This window comes from Nocardia sp. NPDC101769 (genome assembly GCF_044766925.1).
In the GTDB taxonomy this organism is placed as follows: Bacteria; Actinomycetota; Actinomycetes; order Mycobacteriales; family Mycobacteriaceae; genus Nocardia.
The window spans coordinates 637,996-658,673 of sequence record NZ_JBIWMX010000002.1 but is presented as its reverse complement, the minus strand read 5'-3'; the positions used below and the strand labels follow the sequence as shown (position 1 = coordinate 658,673).

13 protein-coding genes are annotated in these 20,678 nt (G+C 66.7%); 5 read left to right on the top strand and 8 right to left on the bottom strand.

What is annotated here, in order from left to right:
* Positions 1-11 precede the first annotated feature (11 nt).
* Positions 12-1,583 carry a PfaD family polyunsaturated fatty acid/polyketide biosynthesis protein gene (locus ACIRRA_RS05905; RefSeq protein WP_402763627.1) on the bottom strand — a complete coding sequence of 524 codons (1,572 nt, stop codon included), beginning with the start codon at positions 1,581-1,583 and terminating at the stop codon, positions 12-14.
* Positions 1,580-4,219 (bottom strand): hypothetical protein, encoded by a 2,640-nt coding sequence (locus tag ACIRRA_RS05900; RefSeq protein ID WP_402763625.1) that lies wholly within the window; start codon positions 4,217-4,219, stop codon positions 1,580-1,582. Before ACIRRA_RS05900 ends, ACIRRA_RS05905 begins: the two co-directional genes overlap by 4 nt.
* A gap of 63 nt (positions 4,220-4,282) precedes the next feature.
* Here ACIRRA_RS05900 and ACIRRA_RS05895 point away from each other — a divergent pair, with 63 nt between their 5' ends.
* From ACIRRA_RS05895 to ACIRRA_RS05875, 5 genes are read left to right on the top strand one after another with little or no spacing between them, the layout of a single operon-like run.
* The gene (locus ACIRRA_RS05895; protein WP_402763622.1) at positions 4,283-4,522 is read left to right on the top strand and encodes a hypothetical protein; all 240 of its coding nucleotides are present in this window, start codon (positions 4,283-4,285) and stop codon (positions 4,520-4,522) included.
* Positions 4,477-5,796 (top strand): beta-ketoacyl-[acyl-carrier-protein] synthase family protein, encoded by a 1,320-nt coding sequence (locus tag ACIRRA_RS05890; RefSeq protein ID WP_402763620.1) that lies wholly within the window; start codon positions 4,477-4,479, stop codon positions 5,794-5,796. The genes ACIRRA_RS05895 and ACIRRA_RS05890 overlap by 46 nt, the downstream gene beginning before the upstream one ends.
* An 11-nt stretch (positions 5,797-5,807) precedes the next feature.
* Positions 5,808-6,908, top strand: a complete 1,101-nt coding sequence (gene hppD, locus ACIRRA_RS05885) for a 4-hydroxyphenylpyruvate dioxygenase (protein ID WP_402763617.1) — start codon at positions 5,808-5,810, stop codon at positions 6,906-6,908.
* Positions 6,909-6,912: 4 nt separating this feature from the next.
* Entirely contained in the window at positions 6,913-7,848 is a 936-nt protein-coding gene (locus ACIRRA_RS05880; protein ID WP_402763616.1) for a phytanoyl-CoA dioxygenase family protein, read from the top strand.
* A 21-nt stretch (positions 7,849-7,869) separates the two neighbouring features.
* Positions 7,870-8,751: a methyltransferase domain-containing protein gene (locus tag ACIRRA_RS05875; RefSeq protein WP_402763614.1), complete on the top strand. Its 882-nt coding sequence runs from the start codon at positions 7,870-7,872 to the stop codon at positions 8,749-8,751.
* Between the two features lie 61 nt (positions 8,752-8,812).
* On the opposite strand, the gene ACIRRA_RS05870 is transcribed toward ACIRRA_RS05875, so the two are convergent.
* From ACIRRA_RS05870 to ACIRRA_RS05845, 6 genes are all read right to left on the bottom strand, one after another.
* Positions 8,813-9,055: a prephenate dehydrogenase dimerization domain-containing protein gene (locus ACIRRA_RS05870; RefSeq protein WP_402763613.1), complete on the bottom strand. Its 243-nt coding sequence runs from the start codon at positions 9,053-9,055 to the stop codon at positions 8,813-8,815.
* Positions 9,056-9,278: 223 nt separating this feature from the next.
* A complete protein-coding gene (locus ACIRRA_RS05865) occupies positions 9,279-11,531 on the bottom strand; it encodes an MMPL family transporter (RefSeq protein ID WP_402763610.1) in 2,253 nt (750 codons plus the stop codon).
* Positions 11,532-11,602: 71 nt separating this feature from the next.
* On the bottom strand, positions 11,603-12,076 hold the full coding sequence (locus ACIRRA_RS05860) for an acyl-CoA thioesterase (RefSeq protein ID WP_402763609.1): 474 nt from the start codon (positions 12,074-12,076) through the stop codon (positions 11,603-11,605).
* A complete protein-coding gene (locus ACIRRA_RS05855) occupies positions 12,073-17,928 on the bottom strand; it encodes a type I polyketide synthase (protein WP_402763606.1) in 5,856 nt (1,951 codons plus the stop codon). Before ACIRRA_RS05855 ends, ACIRRA_RS05860 begins: the two co-directional genes overlap by 4 nt.
* A complete protein-coding gene (locus ACIRRA_RS05850) occupies positions 17,921-19,192 on the bottom strand; it encodes a cytochrome P450 (RefSeq protein WP_402763603.1) in 1,272 nt (423 codons plus the stop codon). Before ACIRRA_RS05850 ends, ACIRRA_RS05855 begins: the two co-directional genes overlap by 8 nt.
* Positions 19,193-19,310: 118 nt before the next feature.
* The gene (locus ACIRRA_RS05845; RefSeq protein ID WP_402763601.1) at positions 19,311-20,678 is read right to left on the bottom strand and encodes an FAD-binding protein; all 1,368 of its coding nucleotides are present in this window, start codon (positions 20,676-20,678) and stop codon (positions 19,311-19,313) included.

Below are 20,678 nucleotides of genomic sequence, written 5' to 3'. Positions count from 1 at the left end.
ACTTCGTCGGCTCAGAACAATTCGGGTCGATAGTCGGCCACCGCCGCGGGCAATCGGATACCGAGGGTGCGCAGGTGGTGGACGCGGGTGGTGACGGCGGCACCGAGCATGAGGTGGTCCGCAACTCGTGCGACGGTTCGTTGGTCGGCGTCCGCCAGCGGAGTGCCCATGGTCCAGCGGTTGAACGAGCCCAGGCTGGGGCCGGCCCACAATTGAAAGTCGACCAAGCGCGTCGCCTCTCCCTCGCGGGCCCAGCGGGACGAGAGGCCCAGATACCACCGGAACAGCAGGGACATACGCAGCCGTGGATCTTGGTCCGCCGCAGCGAGTTCGCCCGGGTTGGTGGCCGTCAGGTATTCGCGGATCTGATGCCACACCGTATCGATCGGCCCGCGCAGTACCTTTTGCTCGAGCCAATTCCGTTCCGCGTCGGGCAGTTCCTCCAGCGATTCGTACCGATCATAGAGTTCGCGCAGACGTTGTCCCCGCTGTGCGAAGAGTGTTCCTTTCTTGAGAACCTGTACCTGCGCACCGATTTCGAACATGTCGGCCGCAGGAGCCGAGCCGAAGTCGGTGATGTCGGCGGCCGCGAGCAATGCCTTGGCCGGCGCGCTCACGTCGGCCTCGATACAGATCTGGTTGACCGAACCGGTGACCACGTATTCGGCGCCGAGCATGTAGGCGGCGGCGATGGCTTCCGGAGTACCGATTCCACCGGCCGCGCCAATTCGCACCGCGCCGGCGGGCTGGAAACCCACGCGTACCGACTCGCGCTCGCGCAAGAAGTGCGGTAACAGAGCTACGAGCGGGCGTCCGTCGGTGTGGCCGCCCGAATCGGCCTCGACGGTGATGTCGTCCGCCATCGGCACCAGCTTGGCGAGTTCGGCCTGTTCGGCGTCGACCTGCCCGCGCCGCAGCAACTCCGCCACCATCGATTCCGGTGCGGGTGAGAGGAATTTCCGCCCGACCTCCACGCGAGAAACCTTGGCCATGATCCGATGGCCCACGTTGACCCGTCCGTCGCGCCGAGACAGACCCGAGACCCGGTACCTGACCAGTTCGGGAGTGAGCCCGAGGAACGCCGACGCCTCCACCGCGGTCACCCGGTGGCGCAGGAACAGATCGACGGTGCCCGCTTCCCGTCCACGATCCTGTGGCGAATGCAGCAGATTCACCAGATAGGCGTCCGGGATGCTCGCCGCGAGCTGCCCCAGGGCGGATTCGATCCGATCCAGCCCCAGTCCACCCGTGCCGAACGAACCCAGATATCCGGCCTTCGCCAGAGCGATCACCAGTGGCACGGAGGCGATTCCGCCCGCCATCGCACCGGCCATGTAGGCCGCGCGCAACCTGTATGAGGCCCGGAATCCGGACGAGCCGAGCAGCCGGGGCGGACACGGCGGGGCGACGGCCAGCAATTCCCGATCACCCGCTACCGGTTGGTTGGACATCCCGATGCTCTTGCCGTCGCGGATCACGAAGCACGGCCGTTCCAGGTCGAACAGCGCTTGGCGGATACCGGCGACATCGGTGAACACCGTTGCGGCCGAGCCATTTCGAACAGAGTCTGCGCTGATGGTCACGGTTTGCCCTCCAGCTGTCGTTCCGGGCGCACGTCCACCGCGATATCGCGGAACGCGTAAATTCGCATGCCCGGCTTGAATACGTTCGCATCCGCTATCACTCGCAGCCCGTTCCCGGTGCAGCGGATATCGGTGATGTGCAGCTCGAAATCCATCTGCTTCTCGGTGCGCAGGATCTGCCCCCGATAGGTCCACGTGAACGGGACATCGGTGGCGAGGGCGAAGCGCACCGGGCCCATGCCGGCCGCGAGATCGGCGACGATGACAAAGGTTTGCAGCCCCTGCATCACGGCTTCGACGCCCAGCGAACCCGGCATCACCGGATCGGTGTGGAAGTGGCATTCGAAGTACCAGTCCGCCGGATCCACACGGCGAGTCCCCGCCAGATAGCCGAGCCCGTGCAGGCCGCCCGACTTGACGATGGTAGCCCGATCGATGAGCGCGAAATGCCCTGAACCGATGTGTAATCCGTCGTCCGGCCGCGGATCGGACCAGGACGGACGATCGTGGTAGTCGATGTCGATGACATCGGCGAGATCGGCGCGGTCGACGGTGTCGATCCAGCGCGGCACCGAAGCACCGCCGTCGAGACCGATCTGGGAGGCCAGCGCCTCCGGCGTGAAGTACCCGAACAGCGAATTCCCCTCGTAGTAGGGCACCCCATCGGCTGTCACCGTGTATTGGAAGCGCTGCAGCACCTGTCCCGCGATCTGCATGGTGGACACCAGGGTGGTCTCCTGTCGGAGGGTCGCGCCTCGCACGTCGAGGTCGGCCAGTACCGTGGCCGTGCCGTCGAGATTGCGCACCGACAGCTTGACCTCCGGCGCCACCATGGCAGTCGTGCCCATGCAGGCGCCGGACAAGGCTGCCGCCTGCAGCGACGACTCCATCAGGATGGAACCGGGCAGACCCTCGAACGCGTTGTCCTCGTAGTACCACGAGCGCGGCGGCACATCGTATTCGGTGACCGTCCGGCCGTCGCGCATCTGCGGACCGGCCGGCACCAGCGACTGGATGCGATCCACGAAGCGGAATTCCCCGTTGGGAATGTAGAGCATCGTCCGGCCGGAATAGCCGTCGAGCACCTGACCCAGCGCGATGGCGGGCTCACCGTTCTCCATGTGCCCGAGATGGAATTCGTTGAGCCAGGCCGGATCCCCCTGACTGCCGTAACGGCCCAGGAAAACCGGTCCGTCCGCGCGCAGTTCCGGACGGAACGCGGCGCCCGGCTGCTCGCGGATCTCGATCGCGAGATTTCGCAAGATCGCCACCGGCTCGCCGCCGGTTCGCACCTGGACATCGGCCACCACGGTGGGCCGCGGCACCATCGTGATCTCGGTGACTTCGACCCGGTAGCGGGCCGATTCATCGCGCACCGACAACGGACGGATGAGCTGGATCGAGGCGGGTATCTCGGGCGCGGGCTGGAATTCGGCATCCGGGAAGGCCAGGTGCAGGCCGAGATGAACGGCGTAGGTGCGCAATAGCTGATAGCCGGCTTCCACGAGCAGTCCCCGATCCACCATCGGTACACCGGAATCGTCGGAAGTGCAGTACCAGGCCCGATCCGGAATGATCTGGGTGCCGGTCAGAGTGCCGAATCCGCACACGCCCGCACGCGGGTCGATGGTGGAGACGCCGGTGATCAGCAGTGACTCGGCCGGCGCGATTCGGATGCCGGGATTGGCGCCGGGCATCCGCTGATCCCACCGGCCACCGTAGACGTCGACGATGTCGCCGTGGGCGAGCCGATGCAAGGCGTGATGTGAAAGGGTCCGGATCTCGGTGTGTTCCAGGGGTTTGAATCCCTTGCCGCGCCGGCCTCGCGGCGACCGCGGTTGCGATACCGGCACAGTCGGCGGTGGCACCACGCCGGATTCTCCGTATTGCATTCGCCCCGAGGATATTTCGAGGAAGGGCGCGTTGCCCGAGAGCCAGCGTCCGCTGAATTCGGCGGTGGCGTGGCGGTTGTCGCGCGTACCCCGGGCGATCCGGAGCTCGAACCGGAGAGTCGCGCCCGCGAGCGGCATTCGATCCCGGAATCGGCTCTCGAACTCGACCGGCCGGGCATCCCACCTCAGTGCGGCCTCCGGGTCGCCGATCATCCACTCCCGAACGGAATCGATGGTGCGGAGACTGGATTCGAGGATCATCAGCGGGGATACCCGACCGTTCACGGCCGCGCGATCATCGTGGGGCCACCGGAACTCGGCGATGAGGCTCCGGGTCCGGTCATCGACGAGGGTGTCCTGCACGAACGCGAATGGCGCGAACGGATCGGCGGGTACGACAGACGTGCACACCGGCGCGGCCGGTGGGGCATCGACCACCACACGGCCAGATGCGCGATCACGTTCCAGATCGGCAAGCGCTAGCCCCAGCAATGCGTGCTGGGCATCCAGGGCCGCGATGTGCGCCGCGGCGACCGCGGTGGCCATCTCGGTGACCCGCCCCGCCGCCGCCGAGACGCGCGATGACCTTACGATCGCCGAGGTTGGTTCTGAATCTTGCTGCGGAACAATCTGTTTCGATGTGACGGTGATATGATCCGGCCGGGCCTCCGGATCGGCGGACGGGAACGACGCGACGACCGCCAGATAACCGGCATCGACGCCATCCGAGTCCACGACGATCACCTCCGGGTCGTAGGTCGAGTAAGGGTCGAAGGTGGGCGGTTCGACGGCCGCGACAACCGCACAGTGGTTGCACGCCGAGATGACAATGCGGCGCGCACCGTGGTGTTGCTCACCACGCTGCCCTGGATCGAACCGAAATCCGACATTCGCTCGGCGGTCCTGGCGGCGCTGCCGTCCGCAATCGCCGAGACGGTGACCGACATTCGCCTCATCGAGGACGACACGATTCCGCACGGCCCCACCGGCAAGGTGCGAAAATGCCTGCTGCGCCAGGCAATGGCGGCAGAACCGGTGCGGCGATGACGAAACTCGCGCGCACCGCCACCGTTACCGGCATCGGCGTGGTTTCCCCCGCCGGACGCGGAGCGGCGGCGGTCTTCGAGGCGCAATGCGCAGGACGCTCCGCAATCACGAGCCCCGGACCCGACCACGACGCATATGGCTGGCTGGAGTCTGCGGGAATCGCCGCACCCATCGATCCTCGGGAAGTCCTGGCTCCGCCGCTCGATAACTGCACCGACCGCTACGTGCTGCTCGCGCTCGCCGCGGCCGAGGACGCGATCACCGACGCGGCACTGAGACCCGGTGACACCGTCGATCCCGAACGGGTGGGACTCATCGTTTCCAGCGGCGGCGGTGCGCTGAAAACCTATGAGCGCCAAGCCGAGAGCCGACGTGAGCGAGGCCGGGCCGGCGTCAGCCCGTATCTGGCCGCCGGCATGCTGCCGAATAACGCGACCTCGCGGATCGCCATCAAGTACGGGTTGCGCGGCTACAGCGCCGTGGTCGCGACCGCCTGTGCGGCGGGCGGTCAGTCGATCGCCGAGGGGCTGCGGCTGATTCGCGACGGCCTCGCCGACGTGGTGGTGTGCGGTGGCGCGGACGCACCGCTGCATCCCACCATCGCGGCCACCTTCACCAATGCCAAGGCACTGGCTCGGGGCTGGGCCGAGCCGGGGCAGTCCAGCCGCCCTTTCGATGCCCGCCGCAACGGCTTCGTGCTCGGTGAGGGCGCGTGTGTAGTGGTGCTGGAACGGACCGAGCACGCGGACGCCCGTGGCGCCTACGGCTATGCGGACCTGCTCGGCTGGGGCGTCAGCACCGACGGGTACCACATTGCGACGCCACGACCGGACGGGTCCAGCGCAGCCGCCTGCATGCGGCGCGCGATAGCAGACGCGGGCTTGACGCCTGCGGATCTCGGCTACATCAATGCGCACGGGACCGGCACCGCGGCGGGCGACAATGCAGAGGCGCTGGCGATTCGGGAGGTGTTCGGTTCCGCCACACCGCCTCCGGTGAGCGCCACCAAATCGATCACGGGCCACACGCTCGGCGCCTCCGGTGCCGTCGAGGCCGCGGTGACCGCCCTCGCGCTCGGTTCGGATCGACTGCCGCCCACCGCGAACCTCGAAACCGTCGGCGCGGGTTGCGAACTCGATCACGTCACCGGAAGCCCGCGGACCGCCGCCATCGAGGCCGCCCTGTCGAACTCCTTCGGTTTCGGCGGGCACAACACCAGCCTGGTGATCGGCGCGCCCAGCACCCGTCGCCGCCGTCAACCGAGCAACCAATGAGGTCGAAAGCTATGGATATCAGAGGAATCGATCACGTCGAATTCTTCGTCGGCGATGCCCAGCACCACGCCTACTATCTGTGCACCGCATTCGGCTTCCGGATTGTCGGACAGGGCGGCCCCGAGACCGGGATGGCTGGGCAGCGCTCGTTGCTGGTGCGGCAGGGCGACATTCGCCTGCTGCTCACCTCCGCCCTGACCGCCGAACATCCCGCCGCGAGTTATGTGGCCGCGCACGGCGATGGCGTCGCATGCATCGCTGTGGAGACGGCGGACGCGCGGGCGGCGTATGCGGCCGCGATCGCACGCGGCGCGAGGTCCGCCGCGGAGCCGCAGCGCTTCCGGTCGCAGGACGAAATCGTCACCGCTGCCGAGGTTTACGGCTTCGGCGACGTCCGGCATCGCTTCGTCGAACGCCGTCCCGGTAGCCGTGGGTTCCTGCCGGGCGCGATCGACGAGTTCGCGGGTGACCCCGAGGCCGGCGAGGAACTGCTGACCACGGTGGACCATGTCGCAGTCTGCGTACCCGCCGGCGCACTGGCGGCGACGGTGACGCTCTACGAGCGCGTCTTCGGCTTCGAGACGATCTTCCAGGAGCGCATCGAGGTCGGCGACCAGGCAATGAATTCCAGTGTGGTTCAAAGCACTTCGGGACAGGTCACGCTGACCCTGCTTGAACCCGATCCAGCCCGGGAACCGGGTCAGATCGACAGGTTCCTGACCGCGCACGGCGGCGCCGGCGTACAGCACCTGGCCTTCCTCACCACGGACATCGTCGACGCGGTCGCCAGGCTCACTGCACGTGGCCTGCAGTTCCTGAAAACCCGCGACTCCTACTACGACCGCCTCGCTACCCGCCTGACCGGTCTGGACGCCGACGTCGAACTCCTGCGCTCGAACAATGTCCTCGTCGACCGCGACCACTGGGGCGAGCTCTTCCAGATCTTCACCCGGTCCATGCACGTACGCGACACCTATTTCGTCGAGCTGATCGACCGACACGGTGCGCGGACCTTCGGCGGTGGCAATATCACCGCGTTGTACGAGGCCGTGCTCGCCGCCGAGTCCGGAGCCGACGACGACGGCCGCCTCACGACCGGTACCGGGCGGTGAAGCCATGACCTCGAATCTCACCGACGATCCGGTCTTCGCGCTGACGCCGACAGAACGCGCGTTACTCCCGGACGACGACGACATCGACTTCTATCGGCGCCACGGGTGGTATCTGAGCCGCCCGCTGCTCACCGACGCGGAGGTCGACACCCTGCTGGAAGCGAGCGAACGGTTCTATGCCGGGCATCGCGATCGGCGGTTGCCGATGCGTCCGCCGCGACTGGCGTACTGGGAACCGGAGAAGGGTCCGGTCCAGCGCCACAACGACTACATCCACTACGAAAGCGCCGCCATCGCCGAGATCCTGCGCAAGCCGCTCATCGGGGCGGTGGCGGCCCGGCTGGCGCAGGCCGACACCATCCGGATCTTCCAGTCCACGCTCATCTACAAACCCGCCGTGCCCGGCGAGCGCAGCAATCTCGTGCCGTGGCATTTCGACAAGCACTACTGGGCGACCTCGACATCGACCCGGATGCTGACGGCGTTCATCCCCTTCCACGATTGCACGGCGGAACACGGCACGATCACCATGATCGATGGCAGCCACCACTGGCACGAGATCGGCGAACGAGACAGCACCACGAAGCATTTCGCTGATCGAGACGCCGGCGAACTCGATCGCATGCTGGCCGAGAACGCGGCACACAACGACGCGGTGGTGTCGGCGGTGCCCATATCCATTCCCAAGGGGCACATGAGTTTCCACCACTGCCGTACCTACCACGGTAGCGGGGCGAACCGCAGCGGCGTGCCGCGGCGGGCGATCTCCCTGCACTTGCAGGACGGGGACAATCGATATCGGGACTTCACGCTCGGCGACGGCACTCGCGTCCACTACAACCACGACCATCTGGTGCGGCGTGACGGCGGCAGACCGGACTACTCCGACTCGGAGTTCTGCCCGACCATCTGGCGCGAAACGTCTTTGACCACACGATGATTCGAGTAGAAAAGGGAATTCATGAGCACGGCGTCCCACAGCGACTCCAGCTCGGTCGCCAACGACCTGGTCATCAGATACTACGACGCGACCCTAGACCTCTACGAAGGACTCATCGGCGGCAATATCCACCACGGCTACTGGGAACCCGGAACCCCGCCCGGGAGCGCCGACGATCGGGCCGACGCGGCCGATCGCCTGGTCCGCGTGCTCGCCGAATACGGCGGGGTGACGCCGCAGACCCGCGTCCTCGACGTCGGCTGTGGCATCGGCGGACCGGCGATCATCCTGGCACGAGAGCTGAACTGCCGGGTCGAGGGCATCACTCTGAGCGCCGCCCAGGTACACCGGGCCACCGAGAAAGCCGTTGCCGACGGCGTCGCAGATCGCACCCGATTCCGGGAGGCCGATTACTTCGCCAACGACTACTCGGCGGAATCCTTCAATGTCGTCTGGTCGTTGGAGAGCATGCTCCATCTCCCCGTCGGCCCCTTCCTCGCCGAGGCCGCCCGACTACTGCGTCCCGGTGGCACCGTGGTGATCGGGATGTGGTGCAGCAGAGAGGAGCTCACTGTCGAGGAGCGGTCCCTACTACGCCGGACTCTGATCGCGCAGGCCGCGATTCCCACCCAGGCGTCGATCGCGGAGGTAACGCAGGAACTGAGGCGCGCGGGGTTCATCGAGCCGCGCACAGCGGACTGGAGCGATCGGGTCAAACGCTCCTGGGCACCCGAGTACGCCCAATTCGATAGCGCCCGGAGGGATCCGAAGGTCATCGCCCGCCTGGCGCGCGAACGCGGCATCGAAGTTTACGGGTTCTACCGGGCCGAGGCCCTGATGCGAGAGGCATTCGACAGCGGGGCGATGCGATACGGCGTTTTCGCCGCCATCAAGGCGACCTGAAGCCGATGCCCCGTGCCGCATCGCGGCCGGGGCACCGCGCGGGCAGACGCCGCCGTCCCCATCATCGACCGGGCAACGCGGAAACCAGCGCGATACGACCGCGATTGCCGCGTTCCAGCAACGCCGGTAGCTCATCGCAGCCGGACCGGAGAGCACGCGCCGCCGCATCGAGTTCCGCGGTCAACTCGGACAGAGCGTCGGCCACCTCGAGCGCATTGGCGCGCAGGATATCGGTCCACAGGGCGCTGTCCCCCGCCGCGATTCGCGTGGCGTCGAGCAGGCCCGCACCGCACAGGCCCAGCATCGCGTCGCCGTCGACCGCCGGCCGGCCAGCACCGATCCCGATTTCGGCATCCGAACATCGTCGGCCCGGAAATGTCAGGACGGTATCCGACGCATCGACGACAGCGCGATCGACAGGCCTGATGAAAATCGTATCTGCGAATTATGTTGTTCCCCAACAGAATCGAATCAAACTGGTAATCGTGAGGTCGGCTGGCTCCCACCCCCGGGTGGCCGGGCGGTAATTATGCCGTAACTCCGCGAGCCGGCGTCTCGGAATGGGCGGCGGCGGGGTCGGCGAGGGATTCCTCCACGCCGATGCGGGCATGGAGGCGGGCCAGTGGTTTGGGAGACCACCAGTTGGCCTTACCCATCAGCTGCATGAGCGAGGGCACCAGCAGAAGGCGGATGAGAGTCGCGTCGGTCAGTACGGCCAGAGCCAGCCCGATGCCGAAAAGCTGCATGAAGGAGATGTGCGAGCCCCCCACCGCGAGGAATACCACGGCCATGAGACCGGCTGCGGCGGTGAAGATCCAGCCGGTCCGGTAGACGCCCAGGGCCACCGATCGAGTGTTCGCGGTGACGCCGCGGTCGGAGGCCAGCCATTCCTCACGGATACGAGACAGCAGGAAGACTTCGTAGTCCATGGACATCCCGAAGGCCAGGCAGAACATGAGGACCGGAATGCCGGCATTGATATATCCGGTGGGAGTGAAGTCCAGGACACCGGAGACATGGCCGTCCTGAAAGATCCACACCATGGCTCCGAACGTGGCGGACAACGACAGCACATTCAGGACTATGGCTTTCAGCGGCAAGACGACGCTACCGGTGAACAGGAACAGCACGATCAGCGTGGTCGCGGCGATGACCAGGGCCGCGGCGGGAAGCCTCGCCTCGATGGTGTGAATGGTGTCGGCATTGGTCTGCATGGTGCCGCCGTAGAGCGCCGGGACCGGCGCCGCGACGGCGCGCACCGCGGCCAGTTGTGCTGCGCCGGCGCGTGAATAGGGGTCGATCGCCGATTGGAGCGAGAGATAACTGCCAGCGGAACCGATCAAGCCGTCCGGACCCGGGGCCACGCGCGCACCGTGGACGTACACACCGTCGGCGGAGAGGACCGCGCGAATATCGGTGAGCGCGGACAATCTGGCGGCGTAGGCGCCCAGATCGGCTGTCCCGCCCGAGAATCCGGGCAGAGCGATGACGAGGTCGGTGCCGGGGGCGGGATCGAAGTCGGTGCGGAGAACATCGCCCACCGCACGGCTGGAGGCAGAATCGGGCAACGCACGGTCATCGGGATAGCCCAGGCGCAGCCCCAGGATCGGCGATGCCAGTAACAGCAGCAGCGCGATGGTGGCCAGGGCGACGGGGGTGGCGTGCCGCATGACGACCACCACCATTCGGTACCACCAGCTGTGTTCGGGAGGACCGGGCGGCTTGTCGGTGCGCATACGCCGCACGAGTTTTCGCAGATCCCATGCGTTCACCGCAGGCCCGAGCAGGATGAGACAGGCCGGCAGGATCACGATCGCCGCGACGGCCGCGGCGGCGACCACCGCGATGCCCGCGTAGGCGAAGGAGCGCAGGAAGTACTGGTCGAACAGCAGCAGTGCGGTGAGGGACATCGCAACCGTGACGGCCGAGAAGACGACGGTGCGGCCGGCCGTCCGGACCACGCGGATGACCGCGGCGCGCGGTTCCAGATCGTTGGCGAGTTCTTCCCGGTAGCGGCTGACGATCAGCAACGCGTAGTCGATGGCCAGGGCCAGGCCCAGAGCGGTGGACATGTTCAAGGCGAAGACCGAGACGTCGGTGACCAGGGTGAAAGCACGCAGGATACCCAGGGTCGTGGCGATCGAAAACAGACCGATCATCACGGGCAGGGCGGCCGCGACCACACTGCCGAAGACCAGGGCGAGCAGGATGCCGGAGACGGGTATGGCGACCAGTTCCGCGATCATCAGATCGTGGGTGATCCGATCGGTCATCTCGCCGACGAATACCGCGGCACCGCCCGCGGTGACGGTGATATCGCCTGTGCTGCCCGATAGTTCGTCGGCAATCGCCTTGGCGCGCCGCTGGGCTTCGTTCTGGTCGCCGGCGACGACGGCCAGGATCAGCGCCCGATGGCGGTCATGGCTGCGCAGACTGTCGGCCAGGTCGGGGCGCATCGACCAGTAGGACTGCACCCCGGAGACCTGGCCGTAGCGCGAAAGCCTTTCGACCAGTTGTTCACCGGCCGTCCGGACCGCGGGATCGTCGACGTCCCGGACCGATCCGACCACCAGCGCCAGATTCGGTTCGGCGCCCGGAAAGCGCTCGTGCAGAAAGCGTTCCGCGCGCTGGGATTCCGCATTGTCGGGCACGTAGCCACCCGATTTCAGATGCCCGATCGTGGAGGCCCCGAGACCACCGCAGGCCAGCATGATCAGCGCCGCGATCAGGAGTATGACACGGGGGCCGGCGGTAGCCGATCGGGCGACGCGGTTCAGCACGGGCGGCATCTTTCGAGGTGGTACTCGGAGTCTCGAATTATAATGTCGGACAAGGTATCTCGGAGCATTTCCTAGGGTCCGGTACTGGTGAGGATGGAACCCGGCGGGGTGGCGGCGAGGCGCTCGAAGGCCAGCCGCAGCGCATCGGGTACGCGTACCGGAGCGGGAACGCCGTCCTCGATGCGCATGCATACCACCCGCTGACGCCCCTTGGCGACCAGTTGCTCCCCCGCCTCGCCGATCCTGAGGTAGTCGAAGGCGAAGGCGATCTGGGACTGGGTGAGTTCCTCGAGACCCAGGCGGATCGCGATCTCGTCGAATGCCTGCAGTTCATTGAGGTATTCGCACTCGACCTTCAGGGTGAACATCTTCAGGCCCTGCTCGATCTCGGTGAGGATCTCCGGGCACACCTGCCGCAGGAACATCTCCCGGCACCGGCCCTGCCAGCTCACATAGTGCGAGAAGTAGACATTGCCGACGATATTGGTTTCCTGCAGCCCGACGACATGTCGCCATTCGTAGTAGTGATCATCGAAGAACTTCACACTTCACCCCTTTCGATCCGTACAGCGAAGACCAGCGGTTCCGGTTCGCCTTCGATCCGTGCCGCGTAGGTCGCGACAGTCGTCCGGCCGGCGGCGAACACCGTCCAGCCGTCTTCGCGGTGGCCGACCAGAGTGAGCGCCTCCTGCAGCGGCCGACCGGCCTTCTGCGCACATTCGGTCGCGCACCAGAGCCGAGTGGCGGCCAGGTCGGCGTCCTCACCCGCCGCGACCAGCAGTGCGACCGGTCTCAAGCGGTCGGCGCCCAGCAGGCCGGCCCAATCGTCGGCACTGCGGTGCACTACTCGCTCCACATCACAACTCACCGGAATCTCGCCGGTCACCGTCAGGGTGAGCGTGTCCAGGTGCGCCGCCGAGATCGATTCGGGACCATCGATTTCCGGCTTTCCATCGCCACGATGGGAAAGCCGGACCGGGCGGGCCAACGCCCGACCGAGAGCGATCGCGGTGGCTTCGTGCCGATCGGTGGTCCTCGCGTGCGGTTCCACCACTACCCGCAGCGCGTCCCCCGTGGATATTTCGCCTACGCAGCGCTCCAGGTAGGGCCCGAGCAGGGCCGGAGCCCAGGTCCCGCCCAGCGAATCGATCGTCCGCACGACGTGCAGGCGCAGGGCGGTCCATTTCTCCACCAGCTGCCCGGACGCGTCGCGCACCAGCACATCCCACACGACCGAGCCGTCGCCCCGTTCGCGTTCGATGCCCTCCATGGTGAGCACTCCGCGCGCGGCCCCGCCGAGTTCGACCGCCCTGATGTGGCCGATACCCACCGGGAGCAGAATTTGATCGGGACGTCCGCTCTGGATAGCGTGCATGAAAACGTCTCGCGCGCCGGGATTTCCGAGCAGCAGCCGCCCGGGGAGGAATCGGCCGAACCAATCGTCCCGATTCTCCGCGTCCACCTCGGCGGAGCAGCCGGTGGTTCCGATGCGCGTGTAGCCCAGCAAGCGCTGGAATCGCCGCCCCTGGAACAAAACACCGCCGTACATCTCCGCCGGATCCAGCGCGATCCGCGATAGAGCCGGAGCCGGCTCATCAGCCGCGAGGGCAGGCGGACCATCGATGAAACGGCAGGTCGCCCGGAAGTGGTCGATCTGGAAGGAGGTTTCGGCACTGCGAATGCTGAGGTCGACCACCCCGGCGCGACGCACCAGTGCCGCGACCCGAATCGTTCGCGGCTGATGCCGCTCCACCACGATCGGCCGGTCGAAACTCAGATTCTCGAGTTCTGGCACCTCGGTACGTCCGGTCGCGGCGCAAGCGACCTGCACCATGGCCTCCATGCCCAGTACTGCCGGGAACATCAGATTCCCTTCCAGCACATGGTCTTCCAGATACAGGTCCGAGGAGGTGGACAGTTCGCTCTCCACAACCATTTCCACGTCCGGGTAGTCGACCAGGACTCGGTCCACGAACCGCAGCAGTGGCGTTTGCCGCCGCCACAGCGGCAGGGTGGGGATGCCGTCGGCGCGGCCGCTGATCACCAGGGTGGTCGGGGCGTGCCGATCGTTGAGCAGGCGTTGCAGTATACCTACACCGTCGTCGATGGAGATGGGCGTAATACCCACGCGGGCCAGCGATTCCACGACGCCGAGCCGCTCCCCCATGCCGACGCCGGACCACACACTCCACTCCAGTGCGTAGCAACGGCACTCCGGGTGGGCCCGCGCGTACTGTTCGGTGAGGTCGGTGACCGCCTCGTTCGCGGTCGCGTAGTGCGCCTCGCCCGGAAGCCCGCCGCGACCGATGATGCTGCCGAAACTCACCAGCACCCGCAGGCTGCCCGCCGGCAAGGCGTCCAGGACGGACCGCAGGCCGCCGACCTTCACTGCCAGGGTGGCGGCCAGTTCCCCGTCCTCTAGTTCGGTCAGCGCGCGTGGCACATTCCGGCCCGCCCCATGCAGGACGGCCGTGACCGGTCCCAGCGTGCCGCGGAGGGCTTCGATCGCGGCATGCACCTGTTCCGGGACTGTGACGTCCACGTTCAGATAGCTGTACACGATCCCGGCCGAGGCGAATCGGTCGAGGTTGGAGGCCAATTCGCGGTCGCTGTCGGGGTCCGATCGGCCCACCAGGGCCACCCGGACACCGGTCTCCTTGGCGATGGCGAGGGCGCACTCGGCGGTGATGCCCTTCCCGCCGCCGGTCACCAGCAGCACATCGTCGCTCCCGAGGAGCGCGATCTGTTCGTCCGGCGGGGTGATGTGCTCGGGTTGCAGGCGCAGCATGGGCAATCGGCGCACGCCCTCGGCGTCGTAGTGCACCTCGGCGAATCCGGCCATACCCATCAGCTCCGCCCGCACGATGGCGGCTGCGGTCGCGGTGGCGGGGATTGTGATGACGCGCACCGCGACTTCGGGGTGTTCGAGGTGCAGGGTCTTGGCCAGGGCCGCGACGCCCACACCGCCGTGGGCGACGACCGCGAATCGCTTGGCGCCGACGGTCAGTGCGTGTCGGGCCGCGGCGAGCAGCTCGGCGGCATGACGTTCGTCGGCGTCCGCCGGCAGGCAGACGACCACACCGAGATCCTCGGCGGAGTCGCCGGATTCCAGTGCGGCGCGCAGGGATACGCCCAGCGGGTGATCGGCCGACGCGTACACCTCCCAACGCCCCGCCGAGACTGCCGCGGGCGATGGCGGCAGCGGTGTCTCGACCGATTCGATGGCGAAGGCCCGGATCCACGGCTCGATGCCGACGACGAATTCGGCGGCACGCGCGCCGTCACCGGCGGCCGCGAGCTCGGTCAACGCCGCACTCACCTCGCCGATCGAGGCCGTGGCCAGGTTCAGCGGCATGCGTGGCTGCGCGATGCCCAGGGCCCGCACGGCGTCATTGATGATCTGCCCCACCGTGATAGAGCTCAGGTGCAGGTCGTCGAGGAGACGGGTCTGTTCGTCCACGGCTTCGACAGGAAGCTCCGCGCGATCGGCGGCCAGGCGCCGCAGCAGGTCGATCGGATCTTCGACCGGGCCCGACGGATCCGATTGCGCAGCAGCATGATCCGACCCCGAGGTCTCGGCGGGTGTGAGCATCGGGGTCGACGCGGTCGGGTTCTCGAGTTCGCGCAGCCCACCGCGGAGCTCGGCCCCGGGAAGCGGCCCCTCGCACGGATTGGCGAGCAGGACAGGTCGTTCCGGCAAAGGCTTCATGAAGCGACCGGTGAACAGTTCCTCGTGGCGGACATCCGCGCCCAGGACGTAGGCCGCGCCGACCGCCCGCAACAAGCCCTGCAGCGACGAACTGTCACTGTCGACGGAAACAGCGGGCACCGCGGCGATCTCGCGGACCATACCCGACAATGCGCGGCCCGGTCCCACCTCGAGCACCAGGTCGACCTCGGCGCAGGCCTCCGCGACGGCCTCACTGAAACGCACCGGAGAGGTCAACTGTGTGGCGAGCAGCGCTCGCAGGTCGGTGCCCTCCGCCAGCTTGGCACCGGTGACGGTCGAGTACACGCTCGACCGTGGAGTCGACAGCTGTTCGGCCGCCAGGAATTCCGTGAAGCCCGCGACCGCGGGCTCGATCTGCGGCGAGTGGAAGGCGTGCGACACCGCGAGCATGGTCGTCTCGACACCGCGCTCCGAGGCACGCGAGCACAGCTGCGCAACTGCCGCTTTCGGACCGGCGACGACGGTGCGCCGCGGACCGTTCAATCCGGCGACCGCGGTGCCGAGGCCAAGCAGCGCGGTGGTTTCGTCGGCGGAGGCCGCCACACTGACCATGGCTCCGTCGCCCCCGCACTCCTGGGCGATGAGCCCGCCCCGCCGCGCGGCGATGCGCACGATATCAGCGGCCGAGCACACCCGTGCCCAGTGCAGAGCGGTCAGCTCGCCGAGGCTGTGACCGAACGCGGCCTCGGCCGTGATCCCAAGATGCTCGAGCGTGCGCAAGGCAACGATGGAGGAAGCCACGACACTCGGCTGGACGATCGCCGTATCGACGGTATCCGCGGCCGCGACAGTCAGATTCGCCGATCGGAAGGCCTCGTCGGCGACGGCGAAGCGGCGGCGCAGCGCACGGGCGTTCACCCGGCTGCCGGCGACACCCTGGCCCGGGAAGGCGTAAGCGATGCGCGGCGCACGCACCGAGCGGGCGTAAGAGATTCCGCCATCAGCGTCGATCACGCTGGTCGAACCACCGTCGATCAGTTCGAGCAGCCGGGCCGCGCGACGTTGCGCCTGTGTCGGCTGGGCCGCCACTATCGAGGCGCGCACCGGCCGGCCGGTGAGCCTGGTGCGCAGCTTTGCGGCCAGATCACCGAGCTGGGCATAGGAGCGTCCGCCGACGGAGTCGGCGACCGCGGCGATGTGCGCGCGCAAATCCGCGACGGTGTCGGCATCGAACAGCAACAGCTCGGCATCTTGCGCGGAGCGCGCGTAATCCTGGTGCGACGCGACAGCGGTGGACGAACTCGTGACCGCCTCGTCGAGAACCACGTGGGTATTGATGCCGCCGAATCCCATGGAGGACACCGCAGCTCGGCGTCGTCTTCCCTCGCGCCATTCCTCGGCTCGGTCTGTCGTTCGCACGGTCGAACCGGAATCCGCCAGTGCCGGATGCGGTTCAGCGCAGCCGGTGGTCGGCGGGATCACGCCACGATGAATGGCCATGGCGGCCTTGATGACTCCGGCTACGCCCGCGGCGGCCTTGGTGTGGCCGATATTGGCCTTCACGGTGCCCAGGACCGCGGCGGGAGCATCGGGATCAGCGGCGCGTCGCACCGCAGACAGCGCGCGGATCTCGGTTTCGTCACCGACCGCGGTACCGGTGCCGTGGCCTTCGAAGTAGCTGACCGCACCGGGATCGAACCCCGCCCGCGCGTAGGCACGTTCGAGCGCCAGCATCTGACCCGCCGCCTCCGGCCGGGTGATGCTGCCCCGCCCATCCGAGGAAATGCCGTGACCGGCGATCACGGCATATACCCGGTGCCCCTGGGCGAGCGCCTGCTCGGCGCGCATGAGCACCAGCATGCCGCAGCCCTCGCCGGGCCAGAAACCCGCCGACCGCCGGTCGTAGACCCGCATATCATCGGTGGCCAGGGCACCGGTCTTGGCGAAACCGACCAGCTCGAAAGGATCGATGCTCAGGTCGACCCCGCCCGCGACGGCGACCTCCGCCTCCCCCGAAAGCAAGGCGCGGCAGGCATGCGCGACCGACAGCAACGAGGACGAACACGCGCCGTCGACGGTATAGCCGCCGCCACCAAGATCGAAGTAGTTGCAGATGCGGCCCGCGATGGTGTTGGCCAGGCTGCCCGCCAGGGTGTCCTCGTCCACCCCCGGGAACGGGTGCTTGAACACCGGTTCCATGGCGGTGACGAAGTCGAGCAGTTGTTGTGCCGACCAATTCGATCCGGCCGCGGTGGTTTCCACCACCCGGCGTACGTAGGGCCAGCGCAGTCGCAGCAAGTTGGCACGGGTGAACTCGCCGGTGAGGGTATTGCCGACGATGACAGCCGTCGACTCCTTCGGCAGCGCAGCACCGTCGGCGAACCCCGCGTCGGCCAACGCGTCGGCGGCCGTCTCGAGTGCGAGCCAGTGGGTCAGATCGGTAGTGCGGTAGGTGGATCCGGCGATTCGGAAGCGCACCCGGTCGAATTCGTAGCCTTCGAGCAGACCGGCATTCGTGGCGTAGAACCGATCTGGGGCGTTCTTGTCCGCGGACCAATACTCGCTCAGCGCGATGCGTTCGGCGGGCAGCCGGCGGAAGGCCCGCCGTTGTGCGATCGCATTGTCGAACAATTCGTCCGGTCCGATGGCGTCCGGATATCGGCAGGCCATGCCCACGATCGCCACCGCGCCGCCGATCGACGCGCCATCTCGAACTTGCTTACTCATGACGAACTCCGGTTCGTGCCGTAACGGTCATCATCACGCCCTCGCGCGGGCGCAGTGACACCATGGCGTGTGGTTCGACCGCCGTACCCGGTACGACGCTCAGGTCGAATCGCTGGGTGAGCACGGCGACGGTCAATTGGATTTCCAGTTCTGCCAGCCGCGCACCGACGCAGCGCCGTGAACCGCCGCCGAAGGGAAGATAGGAATAGCGTTGCGCCGTCCGCTCGGCCGCGAAACGATCGGGATCGAAGGTGTCCGGATCCGGCCAGTGCTCCGGGTTGTGGTGCACCGCGTATGGGGAAATGAATATCGTTGTGCCCTTGCCGATTCGGAACCCGCCAGCCTCGACGTCGGCAGCCGGCTCGCGCGGGAACATCGGAATGGGCGGATAGAGACGCAGTGATTCCTTCACCACCTGCTGCAGGTAGGGCAGCCGGTCGACATCGTCGGCGGTGGGCGCCGCACCGCCGAGCACATCGTCCAGCTCGGTGCGCAGTCGCGCCCGAATAGCGGGGTTGCGTCCGAGTTCATAGAGCGTCCAGGCCAGTCCGCAACCCGTGGTCTCATGTCCGGCCAGGAAATGGGATCGGTACTCGTCGAGGATCTGCTCGTGGTGCCACGGCCGCCCGCTCTCCGGGTCAGTCAGGCCGAACAGCGATGCGCCCATGCTGTCCGGATCGCCGTCGCCCTGGCGGTGGTCCGACATGATCGCGCGCAGCGCGTCGACGATGGCCTTGCGCGCCTTGCGAACCCGGCGCAGGTAGGGAAGAGGCAGCCAGGTCGGCACATGCTGGGCGAGATCTCCGGGCACCATGGCCGGCAGGGCGATCCGTACCGCTTCGACGAGGTCGTCGCGACGGCCGTCGATGCCTGAACCCAGGATTACCCGACTGACCACATCCATGGCCAGCCCCATGAGATCGGGCACGATATCGATCGGCTTTCCGGTGTCGGCCACCGCTTCCCAATTCCGCGCCAGTTTCTCGATGCACGCCGTTATCTCTGGGATGGCCGATTTCAGTTCAGCCGCACGGTAGTACGGCGCGGTGGCGTCGCGACGCATGCGCCAATCCGCGCCGTCCGCGGTGAGCAGCCCTTTACCGAAGAACAATTCGAAACCGCGGTAGAAGGTACCGCGGACGAAGCGGCCCTTCTTGTCGTGCAGTATGCTCTGGACGAGCACCGGGTCGCTGACCTGATGCATGAGGTAGGGGCCCACCCGAAAGCGGGACACACCGCCGTACTTCCGATGCAGATCGACCATAATCCTGGCGCTGTCGCGGCGGAAACGGAAGATCCCTATCGGCGCGCGGGGCCCAGGTGCCACAGGGCACCCATTCGATTGCGTGGCGACCATCAGATCACTCTTTCGGTGCCGGCCCTCAGCGGGACAGCACGCACTTCTCGTAGAGATTCGGAAACCGGCCCATAGGGTCGTACTTCGACTTGAGCTTGTGGTATTCCTCGCCGCCGAAGAGATTCCAGAATTCTTCCTCGGAGTAGTGCGCGGTCGAGTACAGCGGCTTCAGCCCGCCCAGTTCGGTGATCTTGTCCTCGATGAGCTTGTTGTTGTAGTAGGAATCCTGACCGCCCTCGAGCGGGACGGTCCACCAGAATCCGATGCTCACATAGGCCCGGCCGGCATCCAGCGGGTAGAGCGGCAGTTCGTCGTCACAGCGGAACGGGCACAGCCACATGGGGGTGATGCCGACCTCGGTGGCGAGGAAGTCCGTGAACTCGCCGGTCGCCTCGGCCGGCACGTCGGCATCCTGCAGCACCCATTCGAAACGCTTTCCGCGCAACATGTTCAGTCGGTCGGAGAATCGGTACTCACGATCGAACATCTGCAGCTTCCGGTACACACTGGTGTTGCGTGCGCGCCGCGGCCACAGCCCCCGGATGATCGGATTCTCGAGCCCGAAGACCTTCGAGGTCCAGTACATGTCGGTGTCGTAGCGCCACAGATAGTCGCGAACCGTCAGATAGTCCACGCTGCGGCTGCGAACCGAGCGGTAGTAGATCTGCTGGCCGGTGTAATCGGAGACGAACGGGGCCTCGTCGACGAAAGTGCCCAACACCAAATAGATCTCGTCGGCCTTGAAGTAGATGCCGTCCATGAAGTCGACAGCGAAGCCGTCGAATGCCTTGTCCTGGAACACGCGCAGCATGGCCGCCGTCCAGTCGTCGGCCGAGCCGAAGCGCACATGATGCAGCTGCACATAGGGTTTGACCCGCTCCAGCTGCAGCTTCAAGCGCAGGGAGTAGCCCAGCGAACCGTAGGAGTGCGGGAAGCCGTAGAAAAGATCGGAGTACTCGTTGTCCCGAGTCGCGGTGACCAGCCCACCGTCTCCGGTAAGAATGTCCATCTCGATGATCGGGCTGTGTGGCAGGCCATTTCGAAACGAGCTGGACTCCGCACCGAGGCCGGTGGCCGCACCGCCCAGGGTGATCGTCTTGAAGTCCAGGACCACCGGCGGCATGAAGCCCTGACACAGGGTGACATCGACCAGATCCTCATAGGTGATCATGCCCTCGGTTTCGAGTACCCCGGTGGCGGTATCGATGTCTATGAAATGATCCAAATCCCGGACATCGAGGGTGGGGCCGGTGGGTGTGGAACGGGGACGGAACAGGTTCGAGGTCGTTTTCTGTAGGCGTACCTGGCCGGAACCAACCGACCGCAAGGTGGTCCGCAACGCGTCTACCGTGCGGTCGTGCTGCGCCCGAGTAGCCCTGGCTGTAGTGCTCAT